12 protein-coding genes are annotated in these 15795 nt (G+C 71.4%); 8 read left to right on the top strand and 4 right to left on the bottom strand.

The genetic code is table 11. The features are described 5' to 3' along the window. The first annotated feature begins 77 nt into the window (after positions 1 to 77). Positions 78 to 677 (top strand): HD domain-containing protein, encoded by a 600-nt coding sequence (locus tag OHU74_RS03215; RefSeq protein WP_371614467.1) that lies wholly within the window; start codon positions 78 to 80, stop codon positions 675 to 677. Positions 678 to 743: 66 nt separating this feature from the next. Here the strand turns inward: OHU74_RS03215 and OHU74_RS03210 are convergent, their stop codons facing one another. Next, complete coding sequence (locus OHU74_RS03210; RefSeq protein WP_371614466.1) at positions 744 to 1388, bottom strand: GNAT family N-acetyltransferase; 645 nt, start codon at positions 1386 to 1388, stop codon at positions 744 to 746. Positions 1389 to 1569: 181 nt separating this feature from the next. Between OHU74_RS03210 and OHU74_RS03205 the strand changes: the two genes are divergently transcribed. Both OHU74_RS03205 and OHU74_RS03200 read left to right on the top strand, forming a co-directional pair. Next, complete coding sequence (locus tag OHU74_RS03205) at positions 1570 to 4068, top strand: glycoside hydrolase family 3 C-terminal domain-containing protein (RefSeq protein WP_371614465.1); 2499 nt, start codon at positions 1570 to 1572, stop codon at positions 4066 to 4068. A 23-nt stretch (positions 4069 to 4091) separates the two neighbouring features. Continuing rightward, on the top strand, positions 4092 to 5141 hold the full coding sequence (locus OHU74_RS03200; RefSeq protein WP_371614464.1) for a LacI family DNA-binding transcriptional regulator: 1050 nt from the start codon (positions 4092 to 4094) through the stop codon (positions 5139 to 5141). Positions 5142 to 5517: 376 nt separating this feature from the next. Here the strand turns inward: OHU74_RS03200 and OHU74_RS03195 are convergent, their stop codons facing one another. Beyond that, positions 5518 to 6828, bottom strand: a complete 1311-nt coding sequence (locus OHU74_RS03195; protein ID WP_371614463.1) for an ROK family protein — start codon at positions 6826 to 6828, stop codon at positions 5518 to 5520. A gap of 205 nt (positions 6829 to 7033) precedes the next feature. Here OHU74_RS03195 and OHU74_RS03190 point away from each other — a divergent pair, with 205 nt between their 5' ends. The 5 genes from OHU74_RS03190 to OHU74_RS03170 all read left to right on the top strand — a co-directional run bounded on the left by OHU74_RS03190 (position 7034) and on the right by OHU74_RS03170 (position 12781). Beyond that, positions 7034 to 8353 (top strand): ABC transporter substrate-binding protein, encoded by a 1320-nt coding sequence (locus tag OHU74_RS03190; RefSeq protein WP_371614462.1) that lies wholly within the window; start codon positions 7034 to 7036, stop codon positions 8351 to 8353. Between the two features lie 106 nt (positions 8354 to 8459). Beyond that, entirely contained in the window at positions 8460 to 9419 is a 960-nt protein-coding gene (locus tag OHU74_RS03185; protein WP_371614461.1) for a carbohydrate ABC transporter permease, read from the top strand. After that, positions 9412 to 10305, top strand: coding sequence for a carbohydrate ABC transporter permease (locus tag OHU74_RS03180; protein ID WP_371614460.1), 894 nt, complete (start codon positions 9412 to 9414; stop codon positions 10303 to 10305). The genes OHU74_RS03185 and OHU74_RS03180 overlap by 8 nt, the downstream gene beginning before the upstream one ends. Then, complete coding sequence (locus tag OHU74_RS03175; RefSeq protein WP_371614459.1) at positions 10302 to 11708, top strand: GH1 family beta-glucosidase; 1407 nt, start codon at positions 10302 to 10304, stop codon at positions 11706 to 11708. Before OHU74_RS03180 ends, OHU74_RS03175 begins: the two co-directional genes overlap by 4 nt. Positions 11709 to 11863: 155 nt before the next feature. Then, the gene (locus OHU74_RS03170; protein ID WP_371619548.1) at positions 11864 to 12781 is read left to right on the top strand and encodes an NADP-dependent oxidoreductase; all 918 of its coding nucleotides are present in this window, start codon (positions 11864 to 11866) and stop codon (positions 12779 to 12781) included. Positions 12782 to 12862: 81 nt separating this feature from the next. On the opposite strand, the gene OHU74_RS03165 is transcribed toward OHU74_RS03170, so the two are convergent. Further along, positions 12863 to 14596 carry a discoidin domain-containing protein gene (locus OHU74_RS03165; RefSeq protein WP_371614458.1) on the bottom strand — a complete coding sequence of 578 codons (1734 nt, stop codon included), beginning with the start codon at positions 14594 to 14596 and terminating at the stop codon, positions 12863 to 12865. Between the two features lie 83 nt (positions 14597 to 14679). Continuing rightward, on the bottom strand, positions 14680 to 15753 hold the full coding sequence (locus OHU74_RS03160) for a DUF1996 domain-containing protein (RefSeq protein WP_371614457.1): 1074 nt from the start codon (positions 15751 to 15753) through the stop codon (positions 14680 to 14682). Between the last annotated feature and the right edge of the window lie 42 nt (positions 15754 to 15795).

Here is a 15795-nt window from a genome sequence, read left to right as displayed (position 1 = left end):
CGACCGGTGGACGTGCCGGGCGCGAGCCCCCGCGCCCGGCACGCCCACCCGGATTTCCGCCTGCCTATCCTGGCCGGATGCCCGCAACCGACCTGCTCTCCCGCGCCCTCGACGCTCCCGCGGAGCCGCCGCTGCGCCTCCTCCCGGACGTCGTGTCCGAGCTGCTGCGCGAGCTGGCCGCGCCGCCCCGACTCGCGGCACACCTGCGGCTCGTGCACGACGTGGCGGCCGAACTGGCCGACTGGCTCGAAGAGTTCAACCCCGGCCTGACTTTCGACCGTGAGGCCGTGCTGTTCGGTGCGGCGACGCACGACATCGGCAAGACGGTGCATCCCGCCGAGCTGAGCGGACCGGGGTCCGCGCACGAGTCGGCAGGCCGGGAACTCCTCCTCGCCCACGGGTTCACCCCGGCGCAGGCCCGGTTCGCAGCCACGCACGCCTCCTGGTCGGCGGCCGGGGTGAGTGTGGACGAACTGCTGGTCAGCGTCGCCGACAAGGTCTGGAAAGGCCAGCGGGTCACCGATTTGGAGGACCTCCTCATCGACCACCTCGTGCGGGCGGCGCCCGGCACGGAGCGCTGGGAGGCGTACCTCGAACTCGACGCGCTGCTCGCCCGCATCGCCGAGGGCGCCGACACCCGCCTGGCCTTCCAGGCCCTGCACCCGGTGCACGCCTGACCCGCCCCCGCCCCTGGCCTTGCGCCCCCCGGCGCACGGCGCCAGTTGAGGGGTCCGGGATGAGGTTCAGGGAGCGACGGGCTTGTCGGCGGGCTTGTAGATGAAGCCGGTCAGGGGTGCGAGGACCTTCCAGTCGAGCGTTTCGTAGAGTGCTCGGCCTTGGACGGTCGCACCCAGGGTGCCCGTAGCCGCACCGGTCTCGATGGCCGCGTTGGTGAGTGCCCCCATCACCACCGTCCCGAGCCCCAGGCGCTGGTGAGCCTCTTCGGTGACGATCTGATCGAAGACGCAGGCGGCGCCCGTCAGGCCGATTTGGCCGCGTGCGGCGAGCTCCCCGTCGGCGGCCAGAACGCGCACGCTGATGACCTCGCCGTCGGTCTCGGCGGTGACCGTGTAGCCGTCAGGCGCGCGCGCCACGGACGGACGCAGGTCGACGGCCATCAGGAAGCCGGAATCGGTCGGCTCCCACTCCGGCGACAACCACGGCTCCATGAGGTCCGGTTCCAGAAAGGCCTTGATCCAGGTGGCCGGTTCGGTGATCGCGCCGACGAGGCCGCGGGCGGTCTCGGCATCGGCGTCGAGCAGGACGTGACGGACCGCCTGGTCCGTCAGCCCGACCTGGATGCTCAGCCCCCACGGCTCGTCCACCGGCCTCGGCGTCTGCCGCGAGACGGTCCATCCGTCGACCCACGAGCGCGCGAGCTCCCACATCTAGACACCCCTCTGAGTAATGACTCAAATCCGTGTTTGGATATTACACAAGCGTGCCGACAGTCGGATGGGTGTTCCATCTCCGCTTGTTTCTTTAGGCGTTGACAGTCGATCGGGCGCGCCGGGATCATGCGGGAGAGCGCTCTCCCAGTGATCCCGAATGGTTGGTGTCAAGGTGGACATGCACGACGGTGACGTGGAACGACTGGCGGACAAGCTGGATGCTGTACAGCAGGTGCGGCTGCTCACCGGGGCCGATACCTGGCGGACCCGGCCTGAACCGGACGTCGGGCTGCGGGAGATCGTCTTCTCCGACGGGCCGGCCGGCGTGCGGGGACCCGGCTGGGACGAGCGGTTCACCTCGGCCCTGCTGCCCTCGCCGACCGCCCTGGGCGCGCTCTGGGACGAGGAGCGAGTCCGCCGCCTCGGCGAGCTGCTCGGGGACGAGGCCCGCCGCAAGGGGGTGCACGTCCTCCTCGCGCCCACCCTCAACCTGCACCGCAGTCCACTCGCCGGACGTCACTTCGAGTGCTTCGCCGAAGACCCGCTGCTCGCGGGGCGTACGGGGGCGGCCCTCATCCGCGGTGTCCAGTCGCGGGGAGTGGCCGCGACCGCGAAGCACTACGTCGCCAACGACTCCGAGACGGGGCGGCTCACCCTCGACGTGCGACTCGACGAGCGCGTGCTGCGCGAGCTGTACCTCGCGCCCTTCGAGGCCGCCGTCCAGGCCGGGGTGTGGCTCGTCATGTCGGCGTACAATAAGGTCAACGGCACGACCATGAGCGAAAGTTCCCTGCTCGCCGACCCGCTCGAGGGGGAGTGGGGCTTCGACGGGGTGGTCGTCTCCGACTGGGGAGGCGTGCGTTCCACCGTGGCCTCGGCCGTCGCCGCGCAGGACCTCGCGATGCCGGGCCCCGGCGGACCGTGGGGCGAGGCGCTGCTGGAGGCGCTGCGCGCGGGCCGGGTGCCGGCCGAGGCGTTGGAGCGGAAGGTGCGCAGGCTGCTGCGCCTCGCCGGGCGCGTGGGCGCTCTCGGAGACCTGTCGGCCGCCTATGGGCTTCCCGAGCCCGCCGAGCCCGCCGAGTCTGTTCGGTCCGCCGAGCCCGCCGAGCCCGCCAAGGCAACGGCCCCCGCCCTCGCCGGCATCCGCATCCGCCAAGAGCTGCGCGCCGCGGCCGCTGCGAGTTTCGTGCTCCTGGAGAACCGCGGCGTGCTGCCCCTGGACCCCGAGGCGCTGCACAGCGTCGCCGTGATCGGGATGCACGCCGATGAGCCCCGCGTCCAGGGCGGCGGCAGCTCCGAGGTGTTCCCGCAGCGCGTGGTCAGTCCGCTCGACGGGCTGCGGGAGGCGCTGCCGCCCAGGGTCCGGGTGGTGTACGAGCCCGGTCCCGCGCCTGAGGGCGGCGGCGGGTCGGCTCCGCTGGGGGCGCGGTACGGCCGTGATCCGGAGAGCGGCGAGCCGGGCGTGCGGCTGCGCGTGCTCGACGCCGCCGGGGCAGTGCTCTGCTCGGCGCACCAGCCGTCCGGGCGGGTCCTGGAACCCGCCCTGCCGCCCGGCGCCCACACTGTCGAGCTCGCCGCCGTACTCCACCCCGACGCGACCGGACCCTGGACCCTCGGGCTCGGCGGCTTCGGCGCACTCCGGCTCACTGTGGAGGGAACGACCCTGCTCGCCGGCGAGTTCCCGCCCGGGACCGACGATCCGGCCGTCATCCACGTCCGCCCGCCCCAGGCCACCGTCCGGGTCCCGCTCACCGCGGGCCGCCCCGTGCACGTCGTCGCCCGCCGCGAGCTCGCCCCCGGCACCGGCCGGGCCACCGTCCTCACCGCCGCCCCGCCGGTACCCGATCCGGCCGGGGCCCGGGCGGCCGCCGTGGCCGCCGCCCGGCTCGCCGATGCCGTCGTCGTGGTCGTCGGCACCACCGAGGGCGGGGAGTCCGAGGGCTTCGACCGCGAGTCGCTCCGACTGCCCGCGACCCAGGACGAGTTGGTGGTGGAGATCGCCCGCGCGAATCCTCGTACCGTCGTCGTGGTCAACTCCGGCGGGCCCGTCGAACTGCCCTGGCGTGAGGCCGCCGGAGCCGTGCTGCTCACCTGGTTCCCCGGCCAGGAGGGCGGGCACGCCGTCGCCGACGTGCTCCTCGGCCGTGTCGAACCCGGCGGACGCCTCCCCACCACCTGGCCGGCCGCCCTCGCCGAGGCTCCCGTACGCACCACGCAGCCCATCGACGGCCAACTCCCGTACGAGGAAGGGCTGCACATCGGCCACCGCGGCTGGCTGCGCGCCGGTGCGCAGCCCGCGTACTGGTTCGGGCACGGACTCGGCTACACCACCTGGGAGTTCGAGCGGATCGGCGCGCCCGAACCGCTCCCCGGCGGAGGGTTCGAGGTTCCCGTGACCCTTCGCAACACGGGCACCCGCGGCGGCCGCCAAGTCGTCCAACTCCACCTCTCCCGCCCCGATTCGGCGGTCGAACGCCCCGTGCGCTGGCTCGCCGGATGGGCGGCCGTGGAGGCGGAGTCGGGGGAGCGGGTGACGGCGTACGTACGGATCCCCGTGCGCGCGCTCCAGTACTGGAGCCCCCGCTCCGGCGGCTGGGTCACCGAACCGGGCCGCTTCGACGTCCTCGCCGGTCGCAGCGCGGGCGACCTCCCGCTGCGGGCCGGGCTCGACGTCTGAACGCGGGCGGCTACAGTGCCGCCATGGACGCAACGAGCGCGGGGGTCGGGGCCGGAGCCGGGACGGCCCCGACCCTGGAAGACGTGGCGCGCGCCGCCGGGGTGTCCCGGGCCACGGTGTCGCGCGTGGTCAACGGCGTCCGCAACGTGGACCCGGTCATCCAGCATGCGGTCCAGCAGGCCGTCGCCGCGACCGGGTACGTACCGAACCGGGCGGCCCGCTCGCTGGTGACCCGGCGCTCGGGCGCGGTCGCGCTGGTGGTGTCGGGTGCGGGAGCCGACGCCGACCGGGTGTTCCAGGACCCGTTCTTCGGGCGGGTGGTCAGCGGAGTCGTACGGGCGCTGCGGCCGCGCGGGGTGCACCCGGTGCTGATGTTCGCCGACGGGGAGCAGGACCGGGCGCAGGTGCTGGCGTACCTGGCGCAGGGCGGCGCGGACGGCGCGCTGCTCGTCACCACCGACGGCCACGACCCGCTGCCCGGCATGCTCGCGGCGGCGGCCCTGCCCGCGGTGCTCTTCGCGCGGCCCACGACCCCGGTCCCGCTGGACTGGGTCGACCTGAGGCACCGCGAGGGCGGGGGGCTCGCCGCGCGGCACCTGCTGGCGGGGGGCCGTCGGCGGCTGGTCGCGATCGGCGGCCCGGCGGACGTACCGGCGAGCCGGGAGCGGGTGGCTGGGTTCCGCGAGGCGCTGCCGGGTGGTGGCGGCGCCGCCGTGCGGGTGGCCGAGGCGGACTTCACGCTGGACGGCGGGGAGCAGGCGATGCGGGTGCTGCTGGCCGAACAGCCGGACCTGGACGGGGTGTTCGCGGCCAACGACCTGATGGCGCAGGGTGCCTGCCTGGTGCTGCGCGAGCACGGCCGCCGGATTCCCGAGGACGTGGCGGTGGTCGGCTTCGACGACTCCGCCGCGGCGGTGGCGGCCCGACCCCGGCTGACGACGGTCCGACAGCCGGTGGAGGACATGGCGGCGGAGATGGTCCGCCTGCTGCTGGACCGGGTCGCGGGCGTGGCCGCCACGGAGCCGGTGGCGGTGCTGTTCGAGCCGGAGCTGGTGATCCGCGACTCCGGGTGACCGGAGGCCCGGGCGTGCCGGTGGGCCGCTGCGCGGGGCTTCTCCCCGCCCCGCCCTTCCACCGTTCCCCGGGCGAAGCCCGGACCCGATGCAGGGCTGCGCCCGTCCCCGGCTTCCGGGCTGCGCCCGATGCAGGGCTGCGCCCGTCCCCGGCTTCCGGGCTGCGCCCGATGCAGGGCTGCGCCCGTCCCCGGCTTCCGGGCTGCGCCCGATGCAGGGCTGCGCCCGTGGTGGGTTTTGGGGTTGCCCGGACCTGCCCTGGCCGCCCCAGACCCGGACCTGCCCTCGGGCTCCGCCCACGGCGACCGGCCCTCAGGTCCTGCCCGGATCCCTGAGGCATGGCGTCGGTCGTTCCAACGGGGGTTCCCGACCCCCGCTACCCCCGCCTGGCCGCCTCCCCCCGGACCTCCAGGGCCGTCTGCCAGCCCGGGGCTTCCGCGGGGGATTCCGGTGGGGTGCGGCGGCCGCCCGTGGTGAAGAAGGCGGCCAGGGGGAGGGTGGCCGCGCCCACCGTGACCGCGTCGGGGCCCAGTGAGCCCATGTCGATGGTGACCCGGGCGGCCGGGTGGCGCAGGGAGTACCGGGTCGCGTGTTCCCGTACCGCCGGGAGGATGTGGGGGCCCAGCATCAGGCCCGCCCAGCCGCCGATCAGGATCCGCTCCGGCTGGAAGAGGTTGATGAGGTCCGACAGGCCCGCTCCCAGGTACTCCGCGGTTTCGTCGAGGACCTCCAGGGCCACCGGGTCGTTCGCGCGGGCCGCCGCGAGCAGCGCGGCCAGGGCATCCTCCTCGTGCCCCGACCCGGCCCCCGGGTCTCCGCCCCGCTCCGCCCAGCGTGCCAGCAGGGACTCGGCCCCCGTGTACGCCTCCAGGCATCCCAGGGCCCCGCACCGGCAGCGCCGTCCCCGGACCTGGACCGTCAGGTGGCCCCACTCCAGCGGGGTGCCCTCGGTGGTGCCCCCGTCCGGGGAGCCGTCGGTGATCAGGCTCGCGCCGACGCCGGAGCCGAAGAGGACGACCACCGCGTCCCGCGCCCCGCGCCCGGCCCCGAACCACATCTCCGCCTGGCCGAGCGTGCGGGCCCCGTTGTCGATGATGTACGGGACCTCGGGCGGTACGGCTCCCGTTTCGCGCAGCAGTGCTTCGAGGGGGACCGCGTCCCAGCCGATGGTCTGGCCGTGCACGACGGTTCCGCCGGGCGCGTCGCGGTCCACGATGCCGGGGACGCCGATCCCGACGCCCAGGAGCCGCTGCGTGCCCACCCCGGCTTCCGCGAGCACGGTGGCGATCCCGGTCCGCACGTGGTCGACGATCGGGCCGACGTCGTAGCAGCCACGCGGTTCCAACGGCATTTCGGTGCGGGCCAGTTCGGTGAGGGTGAGGTCGAACAGCTCGACCCTGACACGGGTTTCGCCGACGTCGATGCCGATCATGTGCGCGCTGTTGGGGGCGATGCGCAGCAGCGTACGCGGGCGCCCGCCGTCGGAGTCGACGATGCCGGCTTCCTCCAGGAGGCCGTCCGCGACGAGTTCGCCGACTACGTTGCTGACGGATCCCGAGCTGAGCCCGGTCGCGGGGCCCAGCTCCTGCCGGCTCATCGGCCCGCCGAAGTACAACCGCTGCAGCACGGCGCTGCGGTTGCCCCTTCGCAGGTCCCGCACCGTACGTCCACTGCGCCCCGTGGTCATGTGGCTCCTTCCGCCCTGACATCGATCGCAACATACCCTTGCGCGACCCCTTGACGCGACCCTTTCACGAGGCTTAACTCACGTCCTAAATTAAGGCCTGGAACAAACGGAGTGGCCGAGACCCGGTTCGCACCCGGTTTTCACGTCACGCCACCGGCCTTGTCGTCGAAGTCTGTAGCACGTTGCCGAAAGGGACCGAGCCGCCATGCGCAGAACCCGAGCCGTCGCCGTCACCGCCGTCACCGTCTCCATGCTCGCAGCCGCCACCGCCTGCGGGGGCGGAACCGCGGACAATGGGAGCGGTTCCAACACGGCCCCCAAGGAGCTCACCTACTGGGCCTCCAACCAGGGCCCCGACATCGCGGCGGACCAGGCGACCCTCGGCCCGGAGCTGAAGAAGTTCGAGGAGCAGACCGGCATCAAGGTCAAGCTCGAGGTGGTCCCCTGGGCGGACCTGCTGAACCGGATCCTGGCCGCCACCGCCTCCGGTCAGGGCCCGGACGTCCTCAACATCGGCAACACCTGGTCCTCCTCGCTCCAGGCCACCGGGGCCCTGCTGCCCTGGGACGCCAAGAACTTCGACGCCATCGGCGGCAGGAGCCGCTTCGTCGACTCGGCCATAGGCTCGGCCGGCGCCGCGGGCAAGGACCCGGCCGCCGTCCCGCTCTACTCGATGTCGTACGCGCTCTACTACAACAAGAAGATGTTCCAGGAGGCGGGCATCGAGAAGCCCCCGGCCACCTGGGACGAGATGGTCACCATCGGCCAGAAGCTGTCGAAGGACGGCAAGTGGGCGCTGGGCGCGGAAGGTTCGAACCTCTCCAACAACATCCACCAGGCCTTCGTCTTCTCCCAGCAGCACGGCGCGAACTTCTTCGACGCGGGCGGCAAGCCCACCTTCGACACCCCGGAGAACGTCGACGCCGTCAAGCAGTACGTGGACCTGATGGCCAAGGACAAGATCATCGCCCCGGGCAACGCCGAGTACGACAAGAACCAGTCCCTCTCGGACTTCGCGAGCGGCAAGACGGCCATGGTCCTGTGGCAGAGCGCGGCCAGCAGCTTCAAGTCCCACGGGATGAAGGAGGGCGACTGGGGCGTGGCCCCCGTCCCGGTCCCGGCCGGCGGCGCCCCCGGCGCCGGCAAGAACACCAACTCCATGGTCGCCGGCATCAACATGGCCGTCTTCAAGAACACCGACAACCTCGACGGCTCGCTGAAGTTCGTGAAGTTCATGACCGGCGACGAGGAGCAGAAGCTCCTCAACAAGACCTACGGCTCCATCCCGCCCGTCAAGGCCGCCCAGACCGACCCGGCCTTCGCCAACGCAGACCTCACGGTGCTCCGCAACACCCTCTCCACCAGCGCGGCCCCGCTGCCGCAGGTCCCCGAGGAGTCGCAGTTCGAGACGGCCGTCGGCACCGCCGTCAAGGAGCTCTTCGCGGACGCCGCGGCCGGCCGTCCGGTGACCACCGACTCGGTCAAGGCGAAGCTCACCAAGGCCCAGCAGCAGATGCAGAAGTGAGCCCCGTCCCATGCCCGCAGCAGAACAAACAGCAGAACAAACAGCAGAACAAGCGGCAGAGCAAGCAGGGGGACAACCGGTGGAGGAACCGGTCCCTCCCCTCACCATGAAGGGGAGGGTGCGGCGTACCACTGCCCGGGTGCGCCGCACCGGGCGCGTGCGTCGCGCCGCCCTGCCCTACCTCCTGCTCCTGCCCGCCCTCCTCCTCGAACTGCTCATCCACCTCGTCCCGATGGCGATGGGCATCGCGATGAGCTTCCGGCAGCTGACCCAGTTCTTCATCCGGGACTGGTCCAGAGCCCCCTGGACGGGCTTCGACAACTACGAACTCGCCGTGGACATCAACAAGCCCGTCGGCGAGGCCCTGCTCGGCTCCTTCTTCACCACCTGCCTGTTCACCCTGCTCTCGGTGGGCCTGTGCTGGTTCCTCGGCACCGCCGCCGCCGTGTTCATGCAGGAGACCTTCCGGGGCCGCGGTGTCCTGCGCGCCCTGTTCCTGATCCCCTACGCGCTCCCCGGCTACGCCGCGGTCATCACCTGGGCGTTCATGTTCCAGCGGGACAACGGGCTGGTGAACCACGTCCTCCACGACCAGTTGGGCATCGGCGGCGCCGAGCACACCTTCTGGCTCCTGGGCGACAACAGCTTCTGGGCGCTGCTGACCGTATCGGTCTGGAAGGGCTGGCCGTTCGCGTTCCTCATCGTGATGGCCGCCCTCCAGAACATCCCCAAGGACCTCTACGAGGCGGCCGCGCTGGACGGGGCGGGCATCTGGCAGCAGATCCGCCGGATCACCCTGCCCTCGGTCGGGGCCGTCAACCAGGTGCTGATCCTGGTGCTGTTCCTGTGGACCTTCAACGACTTCACCACGCCGTTCGTCATGTTCGGCAAGTCCGCGCCCCCCGCCGCCGACCTGATCTCGATCCACATCTACCAATCCAGCTTCGTGACCTGGAACTTCGGCACCGGCTCGGCCATGTCCGTCCTGCTGCTGCTGTTCCTCCTGGTGGTCACGGCCGGCTACCTGATCTTCACGACGCGGGGACGGAGGAAAGCCGATGGCTGACCAGGGCCGCCGACGAGGCGCGAGCGGTGCGCGAACCAAGTCGCCGCTCGACCCGCCGGCCTCCTTCAAAGCGGTGCGGGCGGTCTTCCTCGTCCTCCTGGCCGCCTTCGTCCTGCTGCCCGTCTACGTGATGGTCACCAGCTCGCTCAAACCCCTCAAGGACGTGGCCGGACAGTTCCACTGGATCCCCAGCGGGCTCACCGTGCGCCCGTACATCGACATCTGGCACACCATCCCGCTCGCCAAGTACTTCATGAACTCGCTGATCGTGGCCGGTGCGGCGACCGCCTGCTCCGTCGTGATCGCCGTCTTCGCGGCGTACGCCGTCAGCCGCTACCGCTTCCGCGGCAAGCGCCTGTTCACCGTGACGGTCCTGTCCACCCAGATGTTCCCCGGGATCCTCTTCCTCCTCCCGCTGTTCCTCATCTTCGTGAACATCGGCAACAGCACCGGGATCGCGCTGTACGGATCCCGGGGCGGGCTGATCCTCACCTACCTGACCTTCTCCCTCCCCTTCTCCATCTGGATGCTCATCGGGTACTTCGACTCGGTGCCCCGCGACCTCGACGAGGCCGCCACCGTCGACGGCTGCGGCCCGCTCGGGGCGCTCTTCAGGGTCGTGATCCCGGCCGCCGTCCCCGGCATCGTCGCCGTCACCGTCTACGCGTTCATGACCGCCTGGGGCGAGGTGCTCTTCGCCTCCGTGATGACGAACGACGAGACCCGCACCCTCGCGATCGGACTGCAGGGCTACTCCACGCAGAACGACGTCTATTGGAATCAGATCATGGCCGCCTCGCTCGTCGTCAGCGTCCCCGTCGTCGCCGGATTCCTCCTGCTTCAGCGGTACTTGGTGGCCGGACTCACGGCAGGAGCCGTCAAATGACCCTTTCGGAAACCCGTTTCGAGACCGCTGCCATCGGCCCGACCGCCCTCGACCCGGCGGTCGCAATCGACCTGGCAGCCCTGCCCCGCGAGTTCGCCTGGGGCACCGCGACCTCCGCCTACCAGATCGAGGGCGCCGTGGCCGAGGACGGCCGCGCCCCCTCCATCTGGGACACCTTCACCCGCACCCCCGGCGCCATCGACGGAGGCCACACCGGAGACACCGCCTGCGACCACTACCACCGATGGCGCGAGGACATCGGCCTGATGCGCGGGCTCGGCACCAACGCCTACCGGCTCTCCGTCGCCTGGCCGCGCGTCGTGCCCGGCGGCGACGGCCCGGTCAATGCCAAGGGGCTCGATTTCTACGACCAGTTGATCGACGGACTGCTCGCCGCCGGGATCGAACCCTCCGTCACCCTCTACCACTGGGACCTCCCGCAGGCCCTCCAGGACCGGGGCGGTTGGCCCGAGCGGGCCACCGCCGAGCACTTTGCCTCGTACGCGGGCGTGGTCGCCGAACGCCTCGGCGACCGCGTCACCCAGTGGGCCACCCTCAACGAGCCGCTGTGCTCGGCGTGGATCGGCCACCTGGAAGGCAGGATGGCCCCCGGCTGGACCGACCTCACGGCCGCCGTCCGCGCCTCCTACCACCTGCTGCTCGGCCACGGCCTGGCAGCACAGGCGATCCGTGCCGCAGCACCCGGCGCGCAGATCGGCATCGTCAACAACCTCTCCACCGTGGAGCCGGCGAGCGACAGCGAGTCCGACCGGGCCGCCGCCCGGCGGATGGACGGCCACGTCAACCGCTGGTGGCTCGACCCCGTCCACGGCCGCGGTTTCCCCGCCGACATGCTGGAGGTCTACGGGGTCGACCTGCCCGAGCAGCCCGGCGACCTCGACACCATCGCCGCCCCGCTCGACTGGATCGGCCTGAACTACTACTTCCCGCAAATAGTCGCCGCCGACCCGCACGGCCCCGCCCCCCACGCCCGCATGATCGACCGGCCCGGCGTCCCGCGCACCGCAATGGACTGGGAGGTGGACGCCGGCGGCCTGGAAACCCTGATCATGCGGCTGACCGAGGAGTACGGGGCCCGTCGCATCCTCATCACCGAGAACGGGTCCTCCTACGCCGACACCGTCTCCGCCGACGGCAGTGTCCACGACCCGGAGCGCACCGCGTACCTGAGCGCCCACCTCGCCGCCTGCGCCCGCGCGGCCCGCCGCGGCGCACCCCTGGCCGGCTACTACGCCTGGTCCCTCCTCGACAACTTCGAATGGGCCTACGGCTACGACAAGCGCTTCGGCCTGGTCCACGTGGACTACGACACCCAGCGCCGCACGGTGAAGACCAGCGGCCGCCACTACGCCGACGTGATCGCCGCCCACCGCGCCCTGTAGGCACCGCCCCCAGACAGCCCCACCAGCCGCAACGCCGCGCCGCGCCCGCCCCTCCTCCCCGGGCGGGCGCGGCTTTTCGTGGTGGGATGGGGAAGGGGCAGACACCACCGGTTCACGGAGAGGCGAGGGCGATGTCCGAACACGCAGAGGGCACCATGCGGGCGATGACGTACGACACGTACGGCGGAGTGGAGGTGCTCTCCGAGAGCCGGATCCCGTTGCCCAAGGTCGGACCCGGTGAGGTCCTCGTGCGGGTCCGGTGCGCCTCCGTCAACCCGGTGGACTGGAAGATCATGGCGGGCGGGCTCGACGGGCTCATGGACGTCGTGTACCCGGTCGTGCCCGGCTGGGACGTGGCCGGAACCGTGGAGTACGCGGGCATCGACACCCCCGAGTTCACGGCCGGCGACGAGGTCGTCGCCTACGCCCGCAAGGACTACGTGCACGGCGGCACCTTCGCCGAGTTCGTCACCGTGCCCGTACGGGCCCTCGCGCACAAGCCTGTCTCCCTGAGCTGGCAGCAGGCCGCGGGGCTGCCGCTGGCCGGCCTCACCGGGTACCAGCTGCTGACGCGCCTGGACACCGGCAAGGAAGACACCGTCCTCATCCACGGAGCCGCCGGCGGCGTCGGCTCCCTCGGCGTGCAGATCGCCCGGGCGCTCGGCGCCCGCGTCATCGGCACCGCCTCCGCCCGCAACCACGATCGGCTGCGCGAGCTGGGCTGCGAACCCGTCGAGTACGGGGACGGCCTCGCCGGGCGGGTCCGTGCACTGGCTCCTGACGGGGTCACCGTCGTCGCCGACTTCGTCGGGGGAGTACTCGACACCACCCTGGAGGTATTGGCCGACGGTGGTCGGCACGCCTCCATCGCCGACCACACGGTGCTCGGTGCCGGGGGCCAGTGGATGTGGGTGCGGCCCTCCGGCGCCGAGCTCGCCGAGCTCGGCCGGCTGGCCGACGCCGGACAGCTCACCGTCAGCGTCGCCGAGACCTTCCCGCTCGCCGATCTGGCGGCCGCCTTCGAGCTCAGCCGGTCCGGACACACCGCCGGGAAGATCGTCCTGGAGGTTTGAGCCTTCGGGTACGCACAACCGCGCGCCGCCCGGGTCAGGTCCGGGCGGCGCGCGGGGTCTGTGGTGACGTCGGGCCCAGGATCAGGCGTAGACGCCGAAGTGGAACAGGGAGTAGCCGTAACCGGTGCCCCGCTGGGTCATGTCGAGGCGTACGTACCGGCCCGACGCGGAGATGTCGAAGTCGTCTATGCCGCCGTCACCGGTCGAAGTGGCGAACGTCGTCCGCCAGTTCTGGCCGTCGTCCGACACCTGGATCGTGTAGGCCTTCCCGTAGGCGGTCTCCCACACCAACTGCGCGTGCTTGAGCTGCTTCACCGACCCCAGGTCCACCTGGAGCCACTGCGGATCCGCCCAACTACTCGCCCAGCGCGTGGTGTTGTTCCCGTCCGTGGCCAGCTGCGGGGTGCACGGGCAACCGCCCCAGCCGTCGTTCTGGAAGGTGGAGGCGGTCGTCGGCCGGTTCAGCGCCACGTTCGTGCCCGCCACCGGCGGCGGCACCACCTTCACCGAGCGCTGCTCTACGCCCACGTTGCCCCGGCCGTCCTTGACCTTCACGTAGAGCTTCCACGCGCCGGTCCTGGCCGGGGCCGTGGCCTTGAGGGTGCCGTTGCCCAGGTTCGTGAAGGGCACGGAGCTCAGCCCGTTGCCGCCGTCCACGTACTTGCTTCCCCAGAGCACCTCGTACGAGAGCTGGTCGCCCTCGGGGTCGGTCGCCGGAGCCTGGATCGTCACCTCCTTGCCCGCCGGGACGGCGCCCGGGTCGGGCACGGACGGCACGGAGACGGTCGGCGGCAGGTTGTCGCCGGCCGTGTTCCCGCCGAACGCCCGCTTGACCGCGTAGTACATCTTGCGGCGCTCCCCGGCCGGGGTCAGGTTGAACCAGTGGCCGCCGAAGTCGTACTCGGTGCCGTAGTGGAAGACCGTCGCGCCCAGTGCCACCCCCCGGTGGCCGGTGACACAGTTCCACGCGTTGGTGTACCCGTCGGCCTTGGCCTGGTCGCCGGGCTCCAGCGGGACGCCGTTCGCGTCGTTCGGAACCTCCCACTCACCCGCCGGGCCGGTCTCCGTGATGATGTACGGCTTGTTGTAACCGTTTTGCTCCCAGGCCTGCTTGACCCCGCACACCTCCTTGTAGGAGTTCACCGCATAGAGGTCCAGGTCGGGGGAGTTGCGCTTGTAGTACGTCCAGGCGCCCACCCACGCGTCGGTGGAGGTGACCGGGTGGTTGGCGTCGATGTGGTGGATGGCCTTCGCCACCTCGTTCACGAAGGTCGTGTACGCGTTGCGCTGGTTCTCCAGCTCCGTCCCGCTGTAGCAGTTCTGCAGGCCGAGCACCGACTCGTTGCCCACGTTCCACATCAGGACGGCCGGGTTGTCGCGGTAGGTCTGCACCCACTTGGTGAATTCGGCCATCATGTTGTTCTTGTACGTCGTGTCCGTGACGTAGTTCGTGCAGCCACCGCTGCCCGGACCGCCGCCGGGCTGGAGCCAGAAGCCGGCCACGACCTTGATGTTGTTCGCGGCGGCGGCGTCGAACAGCTGGGCGCTGCTCCCGTCCGTGCCCCAGGTGCGGATGGTGTTGGCGCCCAGCGACTTCACGTCGGGGAGCAGGCGTGCGGCGTCGGCCGGGGAGGGACCCCAGGTGACACCCTTGACGAGGTACGGAGAACCGTCCACGGTCAGCTGCCAGTTGCCCTGGGAGCCGGTCACCTTCACGACGCTGCCGGCGGCTTGAGCCGGGCCCGCGGGGATGAAGGTGACGACGCCCGCGAGCAGGGCGGCCGTGGTGACGGTGCTGCGCATGCGGGAGAGCATGCAGGAGCCTCCTTGGGAGGGGGTGGAGTGCGGGTGGGGGGAGCGGATGGTGCGGAGTCCGCCGTCCGGTGCTGCGAAGTCCGCTACGGGAGGCGGTAGTCCGGGCCGAGTACGGCGCCGGCCGCCGGGTGGGTCTCGTCGTAGCCGCGGGCGTTGCACTGGAGCCCGCCCTTGATGCAGTGCTCGACCATGGCGTTCAGGGTCCGGTCGTCCCACGCGTTGAAGAAGTCGTAGTGGAACGTGTGACCGGCGCCGCTGGACAGCCTGACCTGCGACATGTCACCGCTGACCGGGAAGGCCATCTTGAATTCGACCATCGGCACCGCGACCGGGTGGTCGGCGGGGCAGACGTTGTCGTTGTTGCCGGGCTTCACGACCGGATAGGCCATGTGGGCCTTGTGGTCCGGGGTGTCCAGGTTCTTCCCGTCCCAGCAACTGGGCGACTGCATGCGGATGTTGAGCTGGGTTCCGGCCGGGCAGTTGGCCGGGAACTCGACGTTCTTGAAGCTGTCGCCGCACTCCCAGCCCTCGACCCAGCCCTTGTTGGCGCGGAACTCGGCCGCGGTCTGGGTCGGGCTGCCGACCACGAAGCGCAGACCCTTGGGGAAGGGGCGCACGCTCGTGTAGTCGGTGACCCCCGTCTTGTAGTAGATGACCTGGGGGCCGGTGGGCAGGATCTTCTGGCTGCCGTTGAAGAGGCTCGGCATCCAGTAGCCGGACAGGTCGCCGACCGCGTTGCAGGCCGTGCCGCCGGCGCTCAGGGAGGCAGTGGTGCTGTTGGCGTCCGTGCCGGTGTTGCCCAGGAAGGTGTGGTCGTGCGAGGCGCCCGGCCGTCCGGCGAAGACGATCGGGTCGTCCGGGGCGGTCCTGGTGACGGCACAGTTGGCCTGGAACTCGTGGAAGTAGCGGTCCGGCGGGTTGTTCCACGACGGGGTCACGCCGGTCACCTGCGGCACGGCCGGGATGTAGCCGTCGCCGTCGGGGTCGTCCCCGGTCGCGAGCGGGGCCACGGCGGAGTGGTCCATGCCCATGTGCACGGAAGCCGAGTCGGGGGTGGCCTGCGCGGTGAGCGCGGTGGCGCCGAGACCGGCGGCCGCGGTCACGGCGACGGCCGCCGAAACCAGTAAGGCGGACAGGGCCCGCGGTCGGAGTTTCATCGTCTGGACTCCTTCGGATGGGGCGGATGGGGCGGATGGGTC

This window comes from Streptomyces sp. NBC_00454 (assembly GCF_041434015.1).
Taxonomy (GTDB): domain Bacteria; phylum Actinomycetota; class Actinomycetes; order Streptomycetales; family Streptomycetaceae; genus Streptomyces.
The sequence above is the reverse complement of the archived record's forward strand: the minus strand, read 5'-3'. Positions and strand labels throughout refer to the sequence as shown.